This is a genomic window from Microbacterium paraoxydans (assembly GCF_900105335.1).
Classification (GTDB): Bacteria; Actinomycetota; Actinomycetes; order Actinomycetales; family Microbacteriaceae; genus Microbacterium; species Microbacterium paraoxydans.
Window position 1 is genome coordinate 969,852 of record NZ_LT629770.1, and the last position, 16,192, is coordinate 986,043.

The 16,192-nt window shown below is 69.6% G+C and carries 15 protein-coding genes; 6 read left to right on the forward strand and 9 right to left on the reverse strand.

Features of this window, described 5'->3' with window-relative positions; all coding sequences use genetic code 11:
* Window positions 1–32 precede the first annotated feature (32 nt).
* Window positions 33–779 carry an alpha/beta hydrolase gene (locus BLU02_RS04880; protein WP_060923502.1) on the forward strand — a complete coding sequence of 249 codons (747 nt, stop codon included), beginning with the start codon at window positions 33–35 and terminating at the stop codon, window positions 777–779.
* Here the strand turns inward: BLU02_RS04880 and BLU02_RS04885 are convergent.
* The 9 genes from BLU02_RS04885 to BLU02_RS04925 form a co-directional block, all read right to left on the reverse strand.
* The gene (locus BLU02_RS04885; protein ID WP_083370895.1) at window positions 776–1,645 is read right to left on the reverse strand and encodes a carbohydrate kinase family protein; all 870 of its coding nucleotides are present in this window, start codon (window positions 1,643–1,645) and stop codon (window positions 776–778) included. The genes BLU02_RS04880 and BLU02_RS04885 overlap by 4 nt on opposite strands.
* A 60-nt stretch (window positions 1,646–1,705) precedes the next feature.
* On the reverse strand, window positions 1,706–2,821 hold the full coding sequence (locus BLU02_RS04890) for an adenosine deaminase (protein WP_060921498.1): 1,116 nt from the start codon (window positions 2,819–2,821) through the stop codon (window positions 1,706–1,708).
* Between the two features lie 48 nt (window positions 2,822–2,869).
* Window positions 2,870–4,183 carry a thymidine phosphorylase gene (locus tag BLU02_RS04895; RefSeq protein ID WP_060921497.1) on the reverse strand — a complete coding sequence of 438 codons (1,314 nt, stop codon included), beginning with the start codon at window positions 4,181–4,183 and terminating at the stop codon, window positions 2,870–2,872.
* Window positions 4,180–4,578, reverse strand: coding sequence for a cytidine deaminase (locus BLU02_RS04900; RefSeq protein WP_025105664.1), 399 nt, complete (start codon window positions 4,576–4,578; stop codon window positions 4,180–4,182). The genes BLU02_RS04895 and BLU02_RS04900 overlap by 4 nt, the downstream gene beginning before the upstream one ends.
* A gap of 28 nt (window positions 4,579–4,606) precedes the next feature.
* Window positions 4,607–5,890, reverse strand: a complete 1,284-nt coding sequence (locus BLU02_RS04905; protein ID WP_082749974.1) for an ABC transporter permease — start codon at window positions 5,888–5,890, stop codon at window positions 4,607–4,609.
* Window positions 5,890–7,197, reverse strand: a complete 1,308-nt coding sequence (locus BLU02_RS04910) for an ABC transporter permease (RefSeq protein ID WP_060921495.1) — start codon at window positions 7,195–7,197, stop codon at window positions 5,890–5,892. The genes BLU02_RS04905 and BLU02_RS04910 overlap by 1 nt, the downstream gene beginning before the upstream one ends.
* Window positions 7,194–8,708: an ABC transporter ATP-binding protein gene (locus BLU02_RS04915; protein WP_060921494.1), complete on the reverse strand. Its 1,515-nt coding sequence runs from the start codon at window positions 8,706–8,708 to the stop codon at window positions 7,194–7,196. The genes BLU02_RS04910 and BLU02_RS04915 overlap by 4 nt, the downstream gene beginning before the upstream one ends.
* A 105-nt stretch (window positions 8,709–8,813) precedes the next feature.
* Complete coding sequence (locus BLU02_RS04920) at window positions 8,814–9,932, reverse strand: BMP family lipoprotein (protein WP_060921493.1); 1,119 nt, start codon at window positions 9,930–9,932, stop codon at window positions 8,814–8,816.
* Window positions 9,933–10,079: 147 nt separating this feature from the next.
* Window positions 10,080–11,195 (reverse strand): mannose-1-phosphate guanylyltransferase, encoded by a 1,116-nt coding sequence (locus BLU02_RS04925; RefSeq protein WP_060921492.1) that lies wholly within the window; start codon window positions 11,193–11,195, stop codon window positions 10,080–10,082.
* A gap of 165 nt (window positions 11,196–11,360) precedes the next feature.
* Here BLU02_RS04925 and sdhC point away from each other — a divergent pair, with 165 nt between their 5' ends.
* The 5 genes from sdhC (at window position 11,361) to BLU02_RS04950 (ending at window position 16,187) form a co-directional block, all read left to right on the forward strand.
* Window positions 11,361–11,795 carry a succinate dehydrogenase, cytochrome b556 subunit gene (sdhC, locus tag BLU02_RS04930; protein ID WP_082749973.1) on the forward strand — a complete coding sequence of 145 codons (435 nt, stop codon included), beginning with the start codon at window positions 11,361–11,363 and terminating at the stop codon, window positions 11,793–11,795.
* On the forward strand, window positions 11,795–12,235 hold the full coding sequence (locus BLU02_RS04935) for a succinate dehydrogenase hydrophobic membrane anchor subunit (protein ID WP_060921490.1): 441 nt from the start codon (window positions 11,795–11,797) through the stop codon (window positions 12,233–12,235). The genes sdhC and BLU02_RS04935 overlap by 1 nt, the downstream gene beginning before the upstream one ends.
* A gap of 19 nt (window positions 12,236–12,254) precedes the next feature.
* Window positions 12,255–14,081: a succinate dehydrogenase flavoprotein subunit gene (gene sdhA / locus BLU02_RS04940; protein WP_060921489.1), complete on the forward strand. Its 1,827-nt coding sequence runs from the start codon at window positions 12,255–12,257 to the stop codon at window positions 14,079–14,081.
* Window positions 14,082–14,083: 2 nt separating this feature from the next.
* Window positions 14,084–14,851, forward strand: coding sequence for a succinate dehydrogenase iron-sulfur subunit (locus tag BLU02_RS04945; RefSeq protein WP_025105655.1), 768 nt, complete (start codon window positions 14,084–14,086; stop codon window positions 14,849–14,851).
* A 130-nt stretch (window positions 14,852–14,981) separates the two neighbouring features.
* On the forward strand, window positions 14,982–16,187 hold the full coding sequence (locus BLU02_RS04950; RefSeq protein WP_060921488.1) for a YihY/virulence factor BrkB family protein: 1,206 nt from the start codon (window positions 14,982–14,984) through the stop codon (window positions 16,185–16,187).
* Window positions 16,188–16,192 lie beyond the last annotated feature (5 nt).

The window sequence follows — 16,192 nt, forward strand, 5'->3', positions numbered from 1 at the left end:
CGCGGCGTCCGGGCGGGAGTAGCGTTGCTGCTGTGCACAACAAGCCCGGGCGCCGCGTCCTGAAGAGAATCCTGTGGGGTGGGGCGATCGTCCTCCTCCTCGCCGTCGGCGGCATCCTCGTCTGGAGCCAGGTCGGCGTCATGGCCGCGGAGCCCGAACCGCTCGCCGCCGTCCGTGAGAACCCCGCGATCACGGTGACCGATGCCGAGGAGGGGATCGTCCTGGAGCCCGCGGACGGCGCGTCAGACCGCGGACTGGTCTTCATCCCGGGAGCGAAGGTCGACCCCTGGGCCTATGCGTCGATCCTGCAGGGACTCGCGGAGGAGGGCACCACGGTCGTCATCACCCGGCCCTGGCTCAATCTCGCCTTCTTCGATCCGCGTGGCCTCGACTCGTTCACGAGCGCCGCGCCCGACGTGGACACCTGGGCCGTGGGCGGCCACTCCCTCGGCGGGGTGCGCGCCTGTCAGCTCGCGACGGACGCCGACGCCCTCGTCCTCTTCGCCTCCTACTGCGCGACCGACCTCGCCGGAACCGACCTCCCTGTACTGAGCGTCTCCGGCAGCGAGGACGGCCTCTCCACGCCGGAGAAGATCGCGGACGCGCGCTCCGAACTCCCCGCTGACGCCGAGTTCGTCGAGATCGACGGCGCCTCCCACGCCTCCTTCGGCGACTACGGATCCCAGTCCGGTGACGGCACCCCGACCATCGACGACGACGAGATGCACGCCGAGATCACCGAGGTCGTCGGCGGCTTCCTGGAGCAGGTCGCGCCCTAAGCCGCCCGCGGATCCCCGAGGATGGGATCGAGCAGCGGATGCAGGTGCCGGGTGGTCAGCACGCCGGCGGCCGAGCGCGCACCCGCCGAGAGCGCCGACGCCAGGTCCGCACCGGCCAGCCGCGCGTCGAGGACTCCGGCCAGGAACGCGTCGCCCGCGCCGTTGGTGTCGACGACGGTGGTCGGCAGCGCGGGCACCCGCAGCTCGGCCCCGTCCTCCCCCACCGCGACCGCTCCCTCGGCGCCGAGGGTGCACACGGCGAACTCCGCTCCGTCCGCGACGGCGGCGCGGAGGAACTCCACCGGCGCGGCCAGCCGATCCGCGTTGCAGAACACCGCCGCGGCCGCCTCCAGGAACGGCCGGTGGTACGCGTCGATGCCGTCGTAGTCATGCACGTCGACCCAGAGCGGCGTGCCGCTGGCCGCCGCGAGCGGGAGCAACCGCCGTGGCTCCGCGGCCAGATCGAGCACGACGGCGTCGGCGGCGGTCATCGCCGTGGCGTACGCGGCGTCCTCCGTCCCCGTCGTCTCCGCCGGTGTGGAGAGGTACAGCGACACCCGGTCACCCTGCGAAGTCATCAGGTTGAGGTGCCGCTCCGTGGTTCCGTCCGTCCACTGCGCGACCACCCCGGCCTCCTCCAGCGCCGCACGCACCCGGAGCCCATCCTCGTCGTCCCCGGCGATCGCATGCAGCACGACGGATCGGCCGAGCGCCGTCAGGCTCAGCGCCTTGCCCGCACTCGTGCCGCCGATCGTCTCCCAGCTCGCCTGCGCGAACTGCATATGCGGCACCGGCTCGGGGAGCCGGTCGAGAAGGACCATGCGGTTCCAGGACGCGGGACCGGCGAGGAAGACGGAGGCGGGCATGTGTCCATCCTCGCGCGCCGCCTCCGTTCCGGCGCGCGGATCGGTCGTGTCGACCCGGGCTCAGGCGTCGAAGCCCTCGGCGATCATCTCGACGAGCTCTTCCCTCTCCTCGACGGGGAGGAAGGCGGCTGCGGCGGCGTTGAACTGGAAGGCCTCGAGGTCGTCGAGGTCGTACTCGAAGGTCTGCACGAGCAGGGCAAGTTCCCTGGTGAGCGAGGTGGCGCTCATGGTGCGGTTGTCCACGTTCACGGTCACCGCGAAGCCGAGCTGGTAGAGCAGGTCGAACGGGTGATCGGCGAGCGTCTTGCCCCACGCGGCGACGGCACCCGTCTGCAGGTTCGACGACGGGGAGAGCTCCAGCGGGATCTCCCGGTCGCGCACCCAGCGCGCGAGGTCGCCGAAGCGCACCTGCACCTCGTCGCCCTCCTGCGTGACGACCTCGAGGTCCTCGGCGATCCGGACGCCGTGTCCGAGGCGGAGCGCACGACCGTCCAGCAGGGCCGAGCGGATCGAGGCAAGCCCGGCCGCCTCCCCCGCATGCACGGTCACCGGGAAGAAGTTCTCGGCGAGGTAGTCGAAAGCCGCGCGGTGGTCCGACGGCGGGAAACCGTCCTCGGGACCGGCGATGTCGAAGCCGACGGCGCCGCGTCCGCGGAAGTCCACCGCGAGCTCGGCGATCTCCCTGGCACGGTCTGTGTGCCGCATGGCGGTGAGGAGCTGTCCGACGCGGATGCTGCGACCGTCCCGGTCCGCCGCGTCCTCGCCCTCCTCGATCCCCTGCTGCACGGCCTCGACGGCATCCTCCAGCGAGAGACCGCCGGCCTGGTGCTGTTCCGGTGCCCAGCGCACCTCGCCGTAGATGACGCCGTCGGCCGCGAGGTCCTGGACGAACTCGCGCGCGACACGGGTCAGCCCCTCCCGGGTCTGCATGACCGCGGTGGTGAGCTCGAAGGTCTTCAGGTACTCCACCAGCGATCCGGAGTCGCTCTTCTTCGCGAACCAGGAGCCGAGCGCCGCCGGGTCGGAGGCGGGGAGGTCGAGACCGATCGCGTCGGCGAGCTCGATGATCGTGGCCGGGCGCACGGCGCCGTCCAGGTGGTCGTGCAGCGACACCTTCGGCAGGCTCCGCAAGGAGACGCCCTGGATGGCGACGTCGCCGCTCGCATCGATCGACATGGGGATCCTCTCGGTCGCGGGGTGTTCGTCCAGGCTAGCGCCCGGGCCTCACGCCGTGATGCGCTCGCGGACGATCGGCCCCACGGTCGGCGCTTCGTCGCCGAGCTCCCAGGCCCCTTCGAGCGCCTCGATGGCTCGCGGGAAGCGCGCCTCGTCCGCCGCCGACAGCGTGAACAGCGGCTGCCCGGCGGCCACCCGGTCACCGGGCTTCGCATGCAGGTCGATGCCCGCCTCGAAGATCACCGGGTCCTCGGCCCGCGCACGGCCGGCGCCGAGACGCCAGGCGGCGATGCCGAAGGGGAGCGCGTCCATCCGGGTGACGATGCCGTCCGCGGGCGCCGTGACGACGTGCGTCTCCCGCGCGACCGGGAGGGCCGCATCGGGGTCGCCGTCCTGGGCGCGGATCATCGCCTTCCAGGCGTCCATGGCGCGGCCGTCGTCCAGCGCTGCCTCCACGTCCGCGTCGGGCTGCCCGGCGAGGGCGAGCATCTCCCTGGCGAGCGCGACGGTCAGCTCCCGGACGTCGGCGGGTCCTCCGCCGGCGAGGATCTCGACCGACTCGCGGACCTCGTTCGCGTTGCCGATCGCGCGTCCCAGAGGGACGTTCATGTCGGTCAGAAGTGCAGTGGTGGCGACGCCGGAGTCGGTGCCGAGCGCGACCATCGTGCGGGCGAGCTCGCGGGCGCGGTCGATGTCCTGCATGAAGGCGCCGGAGCCGAACTTCACGTCCAGGACGAGAGCGTCGGTCCCCTCGGCGATCTTCTTCGACATGATGCTGGAGGCGATCAGCGGGATGGCCTCCACGGTGCCGGTCACGTCGCGGAGCGCGTAGAGCTTCTTGTCGGCGGGAGCGAGACCGGAGCCCGCGGCGCAGATCACGGCCCCGACGTCGCCCTGCATCTGCGCGAACATCTCCTCGTTGCTGAGCGCGGCGCGCCAGCCGGGGATCGACTCCAGCTTGTCGAGCGTGCCACCGGTGTGGCCGAGGCCGCGACCGCTGAGCTGCGGGACCGCCACGCCGAACGAGGCGACCAGCGGGGCCAGCGGCAGGGTGATCTTGTCGCCGACACCGCCGGTGGAGTGCTTGTCCACGGTCTTCTTGCCGAGCGTCGCGAAGCTCATCCGCTCGCCGGAGGCGATCATCGCGTCGGTGAGCACGCGGATCTCGTCGCGCTCCATGCCGCGCTGGAAGATCGCCATCGCGAAGGACGCCATCTGCGCGTCGGACACGTAGCCGCGCGTGTAGGCGTCCACCATCCAGCGCAGCGCCGGCTCCGGCACCGCCCCGCCGTCCCGCTTGGCGCGGATCACGTCGATCGCGTCGAACTGCTCGATGGCTCCCTGAGCCTGTCCAGCGGTCATCGTGCTTCCTCCAGGTCGCGCGGCCCGAACGCATCGGGTAGCACCTCGTCGATCGTGCGGATGCCGGAGACCGTCTCCAGCAGCATGCCGGGTACGGCGTGCTCGAACAGCAGCTGCCGGCACCGGCCGCAGGGCATGATCGTCTCGCCGTCGTTGTTCACGCACACGAAGGCGACGAGCTGCCCGCCGCCGGACATGAACAGGTCGCCCACGAGCGCACACTCCGCGCACAGCGTGACGCCGTACGAGGCGTTCTCGACATTGCAGCCGGCGACGATCCGCCCGTCGCTGACGAGAGCCGCCGCCCCCACGCGGTAACGCGAGTACGGCGCGTACGCCTTGGTCATGGCTTCCGCGGCGACCTGGCGCAGCTCGTCCCAGTCGATGTCCGTCATGGTGATGGTTCCTTCTTCCCTGCGGGTTCTACGACTTGATGTACGGCTTGCCGCTGGCGGCAGGACCCCGGATCTGTCCGGCGAACCCGGCGACCGCGAGAAGCGTGACCACGTACGGCAGCATGAGCATGAACTCGCCGGGGATGGGCGTCTTCAGGATCGAGAGCAGGTTCTGCAGGTTCGTCGCGAAGCCGAAGAGCAGGGCCGCGAGCGTCGCGCGGATCGGGTCCCAGCGTCCGAAGATCACCGCGGCGAGGGCGATGAAGCCGAGCCCGGCCGTCATCTCCTTGCCGAACTGCGGGACCGAGACGAGGGTGAAGTACGCGCCGCCGATGCCGGCGATCGCGCCCGCGAGCAGCACGTTCCAGAACCGCGTCGGGTTCACCCGGATGCCGACCGTGTCGGCCGCCTGCGGGTGCTCGCCCACTGCGCGGAGGCGCAGGCCCCACTTGGTGCGGTACAGGCCCCACGCGACGACGGCCACAGTGATGAACATGAGGTACACGATGAAGGTCTGGTTGAACAGCACCGGACCGATGATCGGGATGTCGCTCAGCACCGGGATCTCGATGCGGGAGAAGCGCACCGGGGTGTTCAGCTCGGCCTCGTTCGGGGCGAGGAGCGCGCCGTAGAGGAATCCGGTGAGGCCCGTGACGAGGACGTTGAGCACGACACCGACGATGACCTGCTCGACGAGGTACTTGATCGCGAACGCCGCCAGCACGCTCGCGACGAGCACACCGCCGATCATGGCGCCGATGAGGCCCACGAAGGCGTTGCCGGTGATGCTGGACAGCAGCGCCGCCGAGAAGGCGCCGAGGAGCAGCTGTCCCTCGATGGCCACATTGACGACACCGGCCCGCTCGCCGATGACACCGCCGAGCGCGCCGAACACGAGCGGCACCGACAGCGACACGGCACCGAAGAGGAGGCTCGTGACGGGGACGAGGCCCCCGGCCGCGGCCCAGACGAGGAACGCGAACACCGCGAGTACGCCGTACGCCACGATGAGCCAGATCGACGGCGCACGGTACGTCCATGCCCGGAGGAAGGCCCCGACCGTGAGGACGACGAGCACGGCGAAGACCACCCAGAAGGTCGGCGCGGTGGGAAGCTCCACGTCGGGGAGCTCGAAGGCCGACGTGCGGTCGCCGAGCCGGAAGGTGCTGATACCGCTGCGCGGCACGGCGAGGAAGAGCACCGCCAGCAGCGCGGTGACGACCGCGAGGCTGATCGGCGCCTTGAGGTGGCGCTCCCGGACGGTGGCGAGCTGCACCGTGCCGTCGGCGGCTTCGGTCTGCACGAGCGACATCATGCCGTCACCGCCTTCTTCGCGGCCTTGGCTCTCGCCTTGGCCGCCTTCTCTGCGTCGGACTTGGGGAGGAAGAACACCGTGCGCAGCAGCGGCGGGGCGGCGATGAACAGCACGACGAGCGACTGCACGACGAGCACGATGTCGACGGGGATGTCCTGCGCCTGCATGGAGAACGAGCCCGCCTTGAGGGCACCGAACAGGATTCCGGCTGCGAAGGTCCCCCACGCGCGGCTGCGCCCGAGGAGGGCGACCGTGATGGCGTCGAAGCCGATGCCGGCGTCGATGGTCTCGGTGACGCCGGTGGTGACGGCGCCCTGGAGCTGGTTCATCCCGGCGAGGCCGGCGAGGGCACCCGCGAAGAGCATCGCGTAGACGTAGACGCGCTTGACGCTGATGCCCGCGGCGCGAGCGGCGTGCGGGTTCTCCCCGACCGCGCGCATGCGCATACCCAGCGAGGAGCGCTCGATGAGCCACCACACGAACACCGTCGCGATGACCACGATGACGAAGCCGAGGTCGAGCAGCGGGAACTGCGGGCCGAGCAGGGTCGGGAACTGCGCGCTCTCCGGCGTGGCCGAGCCGAGCGCCTGGTTGGTCCCCGGCTTCTGCAGGAGCCCGGGCGTGCGGATCATCCACAGCAGCAGGTAGTACGCGATGTAGTTGAGCATGATCGTGAGGATCACCTCGTGCGCGCCCGTGCGTGCCTTGATGAGACCCGCGATGCCGCCCCAGAGCGCCCCGCCGGCGATACCGGCCAGCAGCGTGACGGGGAGGTGGAACCAGATCGGCAGGTCGAGGTTGAAGGTCAGCAGGGCCGCGACCGCGACGCCGACAAGCATCTGACCCCGGGCGCCGATGTTGAACAGACCGACGCGGAAGGCGAGCGCGACGCCCAGACCGGCGGCGATCAGCGGAGCCGCGAAGCCCAGCGTGTTCGTCAGCGGACGGATCTGCGCGGCGAAGTCGGCGCCGCGGGCGTTGAAGATCGCTCCGCGGAACAGCGCCTCGTAGCCGTTGTAGACCGCGTTCCAGGCCGCGACGAACGTGTCGCTCGGCTTGGCGAAGAAGTACCCGGAGGCCTTCTGCACGTCTTCGTTGGTGAACGCGATGAGGATGCCGCCGACGATGAGCGCGAGGACGATCGCCAGGATCGTCGTGACGGCGCTGCCGCGGAGGATCTCCTTGAGGACGACGTTGCCGCGCGGGGGCGGGGGCACCTCCTCCGCGAGCCCCGTGCTGGGCGGGAGCTGCTCGGGAGGCAGACCCTTCGTGACGTCTCCTGCACCGGGTGTCGCGCCGCTCACGCGGTCACCTCCGCATCGGCCGCTCCGGCCATCATGAGTCCGAGTGTCTCCCGGGGCGTGTCACCGGGGACGATGCCGACGATGGTGCCGCGGTACATGACCGCGATCCGGTCGGCGAGGGCGGCGACCTCGTCGAGCTCGGTCGAGACGACGATCACGGGGATGCCCGCGTCCCGCGTCTCGATGATGCGCTTGTGGATGAACTCGATCGAGCCCACGTCCACCCCGCGGGTCGGCTGCGCGGCGACGAAGAGCCGCAGTTCGCGGCTCATCTCGCGCGCGATCACGACCTTCTGCTGGTTGCCTCCGGAGAGGGTGCCCGCGGGGGTGTCCGGGCCCTGCGTGCGGATGTCGTACTCCGCGATGCGCTCCTTGGCGAAGTCCTCCAGGGCGCCGCGGCGCAGCGTCCCGGCCCGGCTGAACGCGGGATCGTCTGAGCGGTCGAGGATGAGGTTCTCGGCGACCGAGAATCCGGCGACGAGGCCGTCCTCGGTGCGGTCCTCCGGGACGAACCCGACACCGGCGTCGAGGATGCCGCGGACGCTCTTGCCCACGAGCTCGGTGCCGTCGAGGATGATGTCCCCCTCGACGCGTGCGGCGAGGCCGACGATGGCCTCGACGAGCTCGGTCTGGCCGTTGCCCTGCACACCGGCGACGGCGAGGACCTCGCCGGGTCGCACGGTGAAGTCGACGTCGTCGACGACGATGGCTCCGGAGGCGGTGAGCACGCGGAGGTTGCGGACCTCCAGGCCGCCCTCGCCCAGCCGCGGAGCCTCCTTGTGCACGGTCAGCTCGACCGCGCGGCCGACCATCAGCGATGCCAGTTCGGCGTTGGTGGCGGTCGGCGAGGCCTCCCCCACCACCCGACCGAGCCGGACGATCGTGATGCGGTCGGCGACCTCGCGCACCTCGCGCAGCTTGTGCGTGATGAAGACGATCGCGGTGCCCTCGTCCCGGAGCTGGCGCATGATGGCCATGAGCTCGTCGGTCTCCTGCGGCGTCAGCACGGCGGTCGGCTCGTCGAAGACGAGAACCTTGGCGTCGCGGGACAGCGCCTTGATGATCTCGACGCGCTGCTGCACACCCACCGGCAAGTCGCCGACGACGGCGTCCGGATCGATGTCGAACCCGAACCGTGCGGCGACCGCGCGCACGTGCTCGCGGGCCTTCGCGATGTCCAGCGTGCCGAGGCCCTTGGTCTGCTCGTGACCGAGCATGACGTTCTCGGCCACCGTGAACACCGGCACGAGCATGAAGTGCTGGTGCACCATGCCGATGCCGGCGGCCATCGCGTCGCCCGGGCCGCGGAAGTGCTGCACGACGTCGTCGAGGAGGATCTCGCCCTCGTCGGCCTGATACAGGCCGTAGAGCACGTTCATCAGCGTCGACTTGCCTGCGCCGTTCTCGCCGAGGAGAGCGTGGATCTGACCGGGTTCGACCACGAGATCGATGTGGTCGTTCGCCACGAGGCTGCCGAATCGCTTGGTGATGCCGCGAAGTTCGAGCTTCATATCTGCACCTTATCCAGAAGAGTCACCGAGGAGAATCGTCGCCGCCCACAGTGCGGGGCGAGTGGCAGCCTGCGCCACTCGCCCCGTGCTGGGTACGGCTCCGACTCAGCGGGTGGGAGAGTTCTCGGACTCCACCGTGATGTCACCGGAGATGATCTGCTCCTGCAGAGCGGACAGCTCGTCCGTCAGGCCCTCGGGCAGGTCCGCCTCGAAGTCGCCGAAGCCGGACAGCTTGACGCCCTCGTTCTCGAGCGTGCCGATGTAGGGCTCCGGGTCGAACTCGCCGGCGGCGGCCGCGAGCGTCGCGTCGCGGACGGCCACGTCGATGGCCTTCATGATCGAGACGAGCGTGATGTCGGCGACGCTGGGGTCGGCGACGGCGAGGTCGCTGTCGACACCGAGCATCAGCGTGTCCTTGCCGCTGTCGTTGATCGCCGCTGCGGCGCTCTGGTAGACCGGGCCGCCGACGGGGAGGATGACGTCGACACCCTGGTCGAGCACGCCCTGGGCGGTCTGCTTGGCGGTGTCGTTGGCGTCGAAGCCGCCCGTGAAGGAGCCCTTCTGGGTGGCGGCGTCCCAACCGAAGACCTGGACGTCGGCCGACTTGTCCTCGTTGTACTTCTCGACGCCGAGCTGGTAGCCGTCCATGAAGACCGCGACCGACGGGATCTGCATGCCGCCGAAGGTGCCGACCTTGTTCACGCCGGCCTCAGCGGACCAGGCGGCCGCCGCGTAGCCACCGAGGTAGGCGGCCTGGGCGGTGTCGAAGACGAGGGGCTTGATGTTCGGCGCGTCGGTGGTGCCGTCGAAGTCGTTGTCGGCCCAGTCGTCGATGATCGCGTAGTCGATGTCGGGGTTCGCGAGCGCGGACTCGACCGTGGCGGCGGACAGCTTGAAGCCGACCGAGACGATGAGCGAGCAGCCCTCGGAGACGGCGGTCTCGAGGTTCGGCGCGTAGTCGTTGTCGTTCGCGGACTCGAACTCCAGCGGCTTGATGCCGAGCTCGTCGGCGGCGCTGTCCATGCCCTCCTTGGCCGACTGGTTGAACGATTTGTCGTTCCAGCCGCCGGCGTCGGAGATGAGGCAGGGCTTGAAGTCGGAGTCGACGGGGGCGGATCCGCCCTCGGACTCGTCGGTCGGCGCCTGACCGCAGCCGGCAAGAGCGAAGACGACACCGGCGGCGACCGTCGCGCCGAGCAGCTTCTTGGTGGTGGAGATGGTCACGGATGCCTCCCTCAACGAACCCGCGGCCATCGCGGATCGATCAAAGTTACCTAGTGTTTCGACGTTCGTGCACGCCGGCCCCGGGCGGCCGGGCCAATGGTTACAAAGCTGAAATCAACCCTGCCGATGAGCACGCGCCGATGCTCATCAGAGCACGTCGCCCTGTCCGTTGAGTTTCAACGACTCCACCACGCCCTTCACCCGCTGCGCGTTCTCGACCGTCGTGACCAGGAGAGCGTCGGGGGTGTCGACCACGACGATGTCCTGCACGCCGACGAGGCTGATCACGCGCGTGGTCTGGCTGACGAGGATGCCGCTGGCCGCGTCGGTGAGTACCCGGGCACGGGGCCCGAGGACGGCGAGGTCGTTCTTGCGGCCGTTCGTGATGAGCTTCGTCAGCGACGCGAAGTCCCCCACGTCGTCCCAGTCGAAGTGCCCGGGGACCACGGCGAGGCGCCCCCGCCGCGCCGCCGGCTCCGCGACGGCGTAGTCGATCGCGATCTTCTTCAGCCGCGGCCAGATGCGGTCGACGGCGGGCCCGCGGAGCTCCCGGTCGTCCCAGGCCTCGGCGAGTTCGAGCAGACCGGCGTGCAGCGCGGGCTCGTTGGCGGCGAGCTCGTCCAGCAGGACGCTCGCCTTCGCGATGAACATGCCCGCGTTCCACAGGTAGGTGCGCTCGGCGAGGTAGGCCTTGGCTGTCTCCAGATCCGGCTTCTCGACGAAGCTCTCGACGAGGGCCGCCTCCCTGGCGCGCTCGACGACCAGCTCCGGCCCCTTCTTGATGTAGCCGAAGCCGACCGCCGGCTCGGTCGGCGCGATGCCGATCGTGCAGATGTAGCCCTCCCTCGCCACCTCGACCGCGTCGCGGACGGCGAACTCGAAGACCCGCGTGCCCCGGATGACGTGGTCGGCACTGAACGAGCCGATGATCACGTCCGGGTTGCGCCGGTGCAGCACGGCCGCCGCCAACCCGATCGCCGCCGCGGACTCGCGGGGCTCGGATTCCAGGAAGACGTTGAGGTCGGCGATGCCCGGCAGCTCCGCCTCCACCGCCGCTCGGTGCGCACGCCCGGTGACCACGGCGATCCGGTCCGGACCGGCGAGCGGCTCCAGACGGTCCCACGTGTCGCGCAGCAGCGAATGCCCGGACCCGGTGAGGTCGTGCAGGAACTTCGGGGCGTCCGCCCGGGACAGCGGCCACAGCCGACTGCCGATGCCGCCGGCAGGGATGACCGCGTAGAAGTCTTCGATCGGCTCGCTCATGCAGGCCAGCGTAGCGGCGGGTCCGACTTAGGCTCCCCTTCGTCGCCCGGGGCGTCCGCGCGGGAATAGGATGGACACCGATCGGGCGTGCCTGACCCTCCTCCAGGCCAGATGTGGACGAAGCAGCGCACGCGACCGAAACACATCGATCCAGGGAGGACGACCGTGTCCACAAGCGCTCGCTTGACACCGTCGATTTCGGAAACCACGTCCAAGACCCCCCGCGGCACCCTCTACCGGGGTCGCGAAGGCATGTGGTCGTGGGTGCTTCACCGCATCACCGGAGTCGCCATCTTCTTCTTCCTGTTGGTGCACGTGCTCGACACGGCGCTGATCAGGGTGTCGCCGGAGGCGTACGACGCGGTCATCGGCACATACAAGAACCCGGTCATGGCGATCGGTGAGGTCGTGCTCGTGGCGGGCATCGTGTTCCACGCCATGAACGGCCTGCGCATCATCGCCGTCGACTTCTGGTCGAAGGGCGCCAAGTACCAGCGCGAGCTCTTCTGGGGCGTGCTGCTCGTGTGGGGCATCATCATGGCCGGCTTCGTGCCGCGCCACCTGATGCTCGCGTTCGCCGGCTTCGGAGGAGGACACTGATGACCGCCCAGACCGTCGCCGCCCCCGCCCGCCGCCAGCGCGGGATCAACCTCGAGAAGTGGGGCTGGGTCTTCATGCGCGTCTCGGGCGTCGTGCTCGTCGTGCTGATCTTCGGCCACCTCTTCGTCAACCTCATGGTCGGCGAAGGCATCCACGCCCTCGACTTCGCCTTCATCGCCGGCAAGTTCGCCACGCCGTTCTGGCAGTGGTGGGACGTGCTGATGCTCTGGCTCGCGCTCATCCACGGTGCCAACGGCATGCGGACGATCGTGAACGACTACGTGACCAACCCCACCGCGCGCAAGGCGCTCGTCTGGGCCCTCGGCCTGGCCGCGGGCCTGCTCATCCTCCTCGGCACCCTGGTCGTCTTCACGTTCGACCCGTGCCTGGGTGTGACCGAGTCGAGCACGCTGTGGGAGACCTGCCAGGCGCAGGGCTAGAAGAAGAGGCAAACGAGAAGTGACTACCCAGACGCAGGATTCCGTCGTCCGTGACGGCGTGCACTACCACCAGTTCGACATCGTCATCGTGGGCGCCGGCGGCGCCGGCATGCGGGCGGCCATCGAGGCCGGCCCCGGCGCGAAGACGGCCGTGATCTCCAAGCTGTACCCGACGCGCTCGCACACCGGTGCCGCGCAGGGCGGTATGGCGGCGGCCCTCGCGAACGTCGAGGAGGACTCCTGGGAGTGGCACACCTTCGACACCGTGAAGGGCGGCGACTACCTCGTCGACCAGGACGCGGCGGAGATCCTCGCGAAGGAGGCCATCGACGCGGTCATCGACCTCGAGAACATGGGTCTCCCCTTCAACCGCACCCCCGAGGGCAAGATCGACCAGCGTCGCTTCGGCGGTCACACGGCCGAGCACGGCAAGACCCCGGTCCGCCGCGCCTGCTACGCCGCCGACCGCACCGGTCACATGATCCTGCAGACGCTGTTCCAGAACTGCGTCAAGCTCGGCATCAACTTCTTCAACGAGTTCTACGTGCTCGACCTCATCACCGTGAAGGACGCGGCGGGCGCGACCCAGATCGCCGGCGTGGTGGCCTACGACCTCGCCACGGGCGAGCTGCACGTCTTCCAGTCCAAGGCCGTGATCTTCGCGACCGGCGGTTTCGGCAAGATCTTCAAGACGACCTCCAACGCGCACACCCTCACGGGCGACGGCGTCGGCATCGTCTGGCGCAAGGGCCTCCCCCTCGAGGACCTCGAGTTCTTCCAGTTCCACCCGACCGGCCTCGCCGGCCTCGGAATCCTCCTCACCGAGGGCGCCCGCGGCGAGGGTGCGATCCTGCGCAACGCCTCGGGTGAGCGCTTCATGGAGCGGTACGCCCCCACCATCAAGGACCTGGCGCCCCGAGACATCGTCGCGCGCTGCATGGTCCAGGAGGTCGCGGAGGGCCGCGGCGCCGGTCCCCACAAGGACTACGTGCTGCTGGACTGCACGCACCTGGGCGCCGAGGTGCTGGAGACCAAGCTCCCCGACATCACCGAGTTCGCCCGCACCTACCTGGGCGTCGACCCGGTCGTCGAGCCGGTGCCCGTCATGCCGACCGCGCACTACGCCATGGGCGGCATCCCCACGAACAACAACGGCGAGGTGCTCGCGGACAACGACACCGTCGTCCCCGGCCTCTACGCCGCCGGCGAGTGCGCCTGCGTCTCGGTGCACGGCGCCAACCGCCTCGGCACGAACTCGCTGCTCGACATCAACGTGTTCGGCAAGCGGTCCGGCCGCAACGCCGTCGAGTACGTCAAGACGGCCGAGTTCGTCCCGCTGCCGGAGAACCCCGCCGCCTTCGTCTCCGACATGCTCGAGGGCCTGCGCAACAACCAGGGCACCGAGCGGATCGCGGTCCTCCGCAAGACGCTGCAGGACGAGATGGACAAGGGCGCGCAGGTCTTCCGCACGCACGAGTCGCTGCAGCACGTCCTCGGCGTGATCGCGGAGCTCCGCGAGCGCTACAAGAACGTGCACGTCGACGACAAGGGCCACCGGTTCAACACCGACCTGCTCGAGGCCGTCGAACTGGGCTTCCTGCTCGACATCGCCGAGGTCGTCGTCTACGCCGCGCAGAACCGCGAGGAGAGCCGCGGCGGCCACATGCGCGACGACTTCCCGAAGCGCGACGACGAGAACTACATGAAGCACACCATGGCGTACCTCACGGGCGACCCGCACTCCTCCGACCCGAGCGACCACATCAAGCTCGACTGGAAGCCGGTCGTCTTCACCAAGAACGACAAGGGCGAGTTGAACTACCCGCCGATGGAGAGGAAGTACTGAGCATGTCGAACGCCATCGCCGAAGCGCCGGCCGAGACGACCGAAGACACCGGGATCCAGTCCTTCATCGTCACCTTCAACATCCGCCGGTTCGACCCCGAGGTCGACGCCGAGCCGCACTGGGTCGACTACGACGTGGAGCTCTACTCCACCGACCGCGTCCTCGACGCCCTGCACAAGATCAAGTGGGAGGTCGACGGCTCGCTGACCTTCCGCCGCTCCTGCGCGCACGGCATCTGCGGCTCCGACGCCATGCGCATCAACGGCCGCAACCGCCTGGCCTGCAAGACGCTGATCAAGGACCTCGACATCTCGAAGCCGATCTACGTCGAGGCCATCAAGGGCCTGCCGCTGGAGAAGGACCTCGTCGTCGACATGGAGCCGTTCTTCGCGTCGTACCGCGAGGTGCAGCCGTTCCTCGTCGCGAACTCCGTGCCGGAGAAGGGCAAGGAGCGCACGCAGTCCATCGCCGACCGCGAGATCTTTGACGACACCACGAAGTGCATCCTCTGCGCCGCGTGCACCTCGTCGTGCCCCGTGTTCTGGACCGACGGGCAGTACTTCGGCCCGGCCGCGATCGTCAACGCGCACCGCTTCATCTTCGACTCGCGCGACGACAACGCCGCGGTGCGTCTCGACATCCTCAACGACAAGGAGGGCGTCTGGCGCTGCCGCACGACCTTCAACTGCTCCGAGGCCTGCCCCCGTGGCATCGAGGTCACCAAGGCCATCGCCGAGGTCAAGCAGGCGGTCCTCCGCGGCCGTCCCTGACGCCGACACAGGCATTCACGCGAGAACAGGCGGTCCCGGACGGGGCCGCCTGTTCTCGTGTCTGCGCCTGTTCTCGCGGAGGCAGGCAGGGCGCGCGAAGGCGGGGCCCGCGCTTGGGTAGGGTGGGGGCGTGTCCGAGCCCGGTTCGGCGACCGACGGTCGCCTCGATGCCGCGGTCGAGCGCGCGACCGCGCTGACCCGGCGTACCCTCGGCCTCTTCCCGGTGCGGGTGTGGCGGCACTTCCTGCAGCACAACGGCTTCCTGCTCGCCGCCGGGGTGAGCTACCAGGCGCTGTTCGCCATCTTCGCCGCGATCTACCTCGCGTTCGCCATCGCGGGCCTCTGGCTCGGCGGCAGCGAGGAGGCGGTGAACGGCCTCATCGACATCATCAACAACTACATCCCGAACCTCATCCTCGACGAGGGCGGCGTCTTCACCCCCGCGCAGGTGCAGGAGATCGCGTCGAACACCAGCGGGTTCCTCGGCATCACCGGTCTCATCGCCCTCGGCACGGTGATCTGGACCGCGATCGGGTGGGTGACCTTCTCCCGGCGGGCCGTGCGGGACATCTTCGGCCTCGAGCCCGACCGGCGCAGCTACCTCCTCCTCAAGGCGCGCGACCTGCTCGCCGCTCTCATCTTCGGAGTCGCTCTCATCGTCGGCTCCGCACTGAGCTCGGCCAGCGCCGCGGTCCTCAGCTGGGTGCTGTCGCTGCTGGGCTGGGATGCCGGCTCCGACGGCCTCAACATCAGCATCCGGATCGGCACCGTCCTGGTGTCGTTCGTCCTGCTGACGGGAGCGCTGGCGGCGATGGTGCGCTTCCTCACCGGCACCTCGCTGCACTGGGGCACCATCTGGCCCGGCGCCCTCCTCGGCGGCGCGGCCATGACGGTGCTGCAGTTCGGGGTCGGGTTCCTGTTGAGCTACACGCCGTCGAACCCGCTGCTGGCGACCTTCGCGATCTTCGTCGGACTGCTGCTGTGGTTCCGGGTGAACGGGGTGGTCATGCTCGTGGCCGCCTCGTGGATCGCCGTCGCCGCCCAGGACCGCGACCTCCCGCTCCTGCTGCCGACGGAGGCCGAGCGGCGGGTGGCCGAACACGCCACGCTGCTCTCCGCGGCACGGATCCGGTTGCGCGACGCCCGGGCCGCGCGCGACGAGGCCCCGTGGTACCGGAGCTGGACCGCCGGGCACGCCGTCCGCGCGGCGGAGGACGAGGTCGCGCGACTGGAGGCCTCCGCTCCCCCGCCCGCACCCCCGACCTCCCCTCTCGCGCAGCGCTTGCTCTCCGAGCTCGACCACCGTCAGAACCGCGATGTCGGCGGTGCTCGTTAGGCTGG

What these genes read in the sequence shown, in the direction of transcription:
- BLU02_RS04895 (WP_060921497.1), bottom strand. Translation starts at nt 4,183, where the DNA reads ATGACCGCTGGACAGGCTCAGGGAGCCATCGAGCAGTTCGACGCGATC.
- BLU02_RS04925 (WP_060921492.1), bottom strand. Translation starts at nt 11,195, where the DNA reads ATGAGCGAGCCGATCGAAGACTTCTACGCGGTCATCCCTGCCGGCGGC.
- BLU02_RS04935 (WP_060921490.1), top strand. Translation starts at nt 11,795, where the DNA reads ATGACCGCCCAGACCGTCGCCGCCCCCGCCCGCCGCCAGCGCGGGATC.
- BLU02_RS04905 (WP_082749974.1), bottom strand. Translation starts at nt 5,890, where the DNA reads ATGTCGCTCGTGCAGACCGAAGCCGCCGACGGCACGGTGCAGCTCGCC.
- BLU02_RS04885 (WP_083370895.1), bottom strand. Translation starts at nt 1,645, where the DNA reads ATGCCCGCCTCCGTCTTCCTCGCCGGTCCCGCGTCCTGGAACCGCATG.
- BLU02_RS04945 (WP_025105655.1), top strand. Translation starts at nt 14,084, where the DNA reads ATGTCGAACGCCATCGCCGAAGCGCCGGCCGAGACGACCGAAGACACC.
- BLU02_RS04890 (WP_060921498.1), bottom strand. Translation starts at nt 2,821, where the DNA reads ATGTCGATCGATGCGAGCGGCGACGTCGCCATCCAGGGCGTCTCCTTG.
- BLU02_RS04900 (WP_025105664.1), bottom strand. Translation starts at nt 4,578, where the DNA reads ATGACGGACATCGACTGGGACGAGCTGCGCCAGGTCGCCGCGGAAGCC.
- BLU02_RS04915 (WP_060921494.1), bottom strand. Translation starts at nt 8,708, where the DNA reads ATGAAGCTCGAACTTCGCGGCATCACCAAGCGATTCGGCAGCCTCGTG.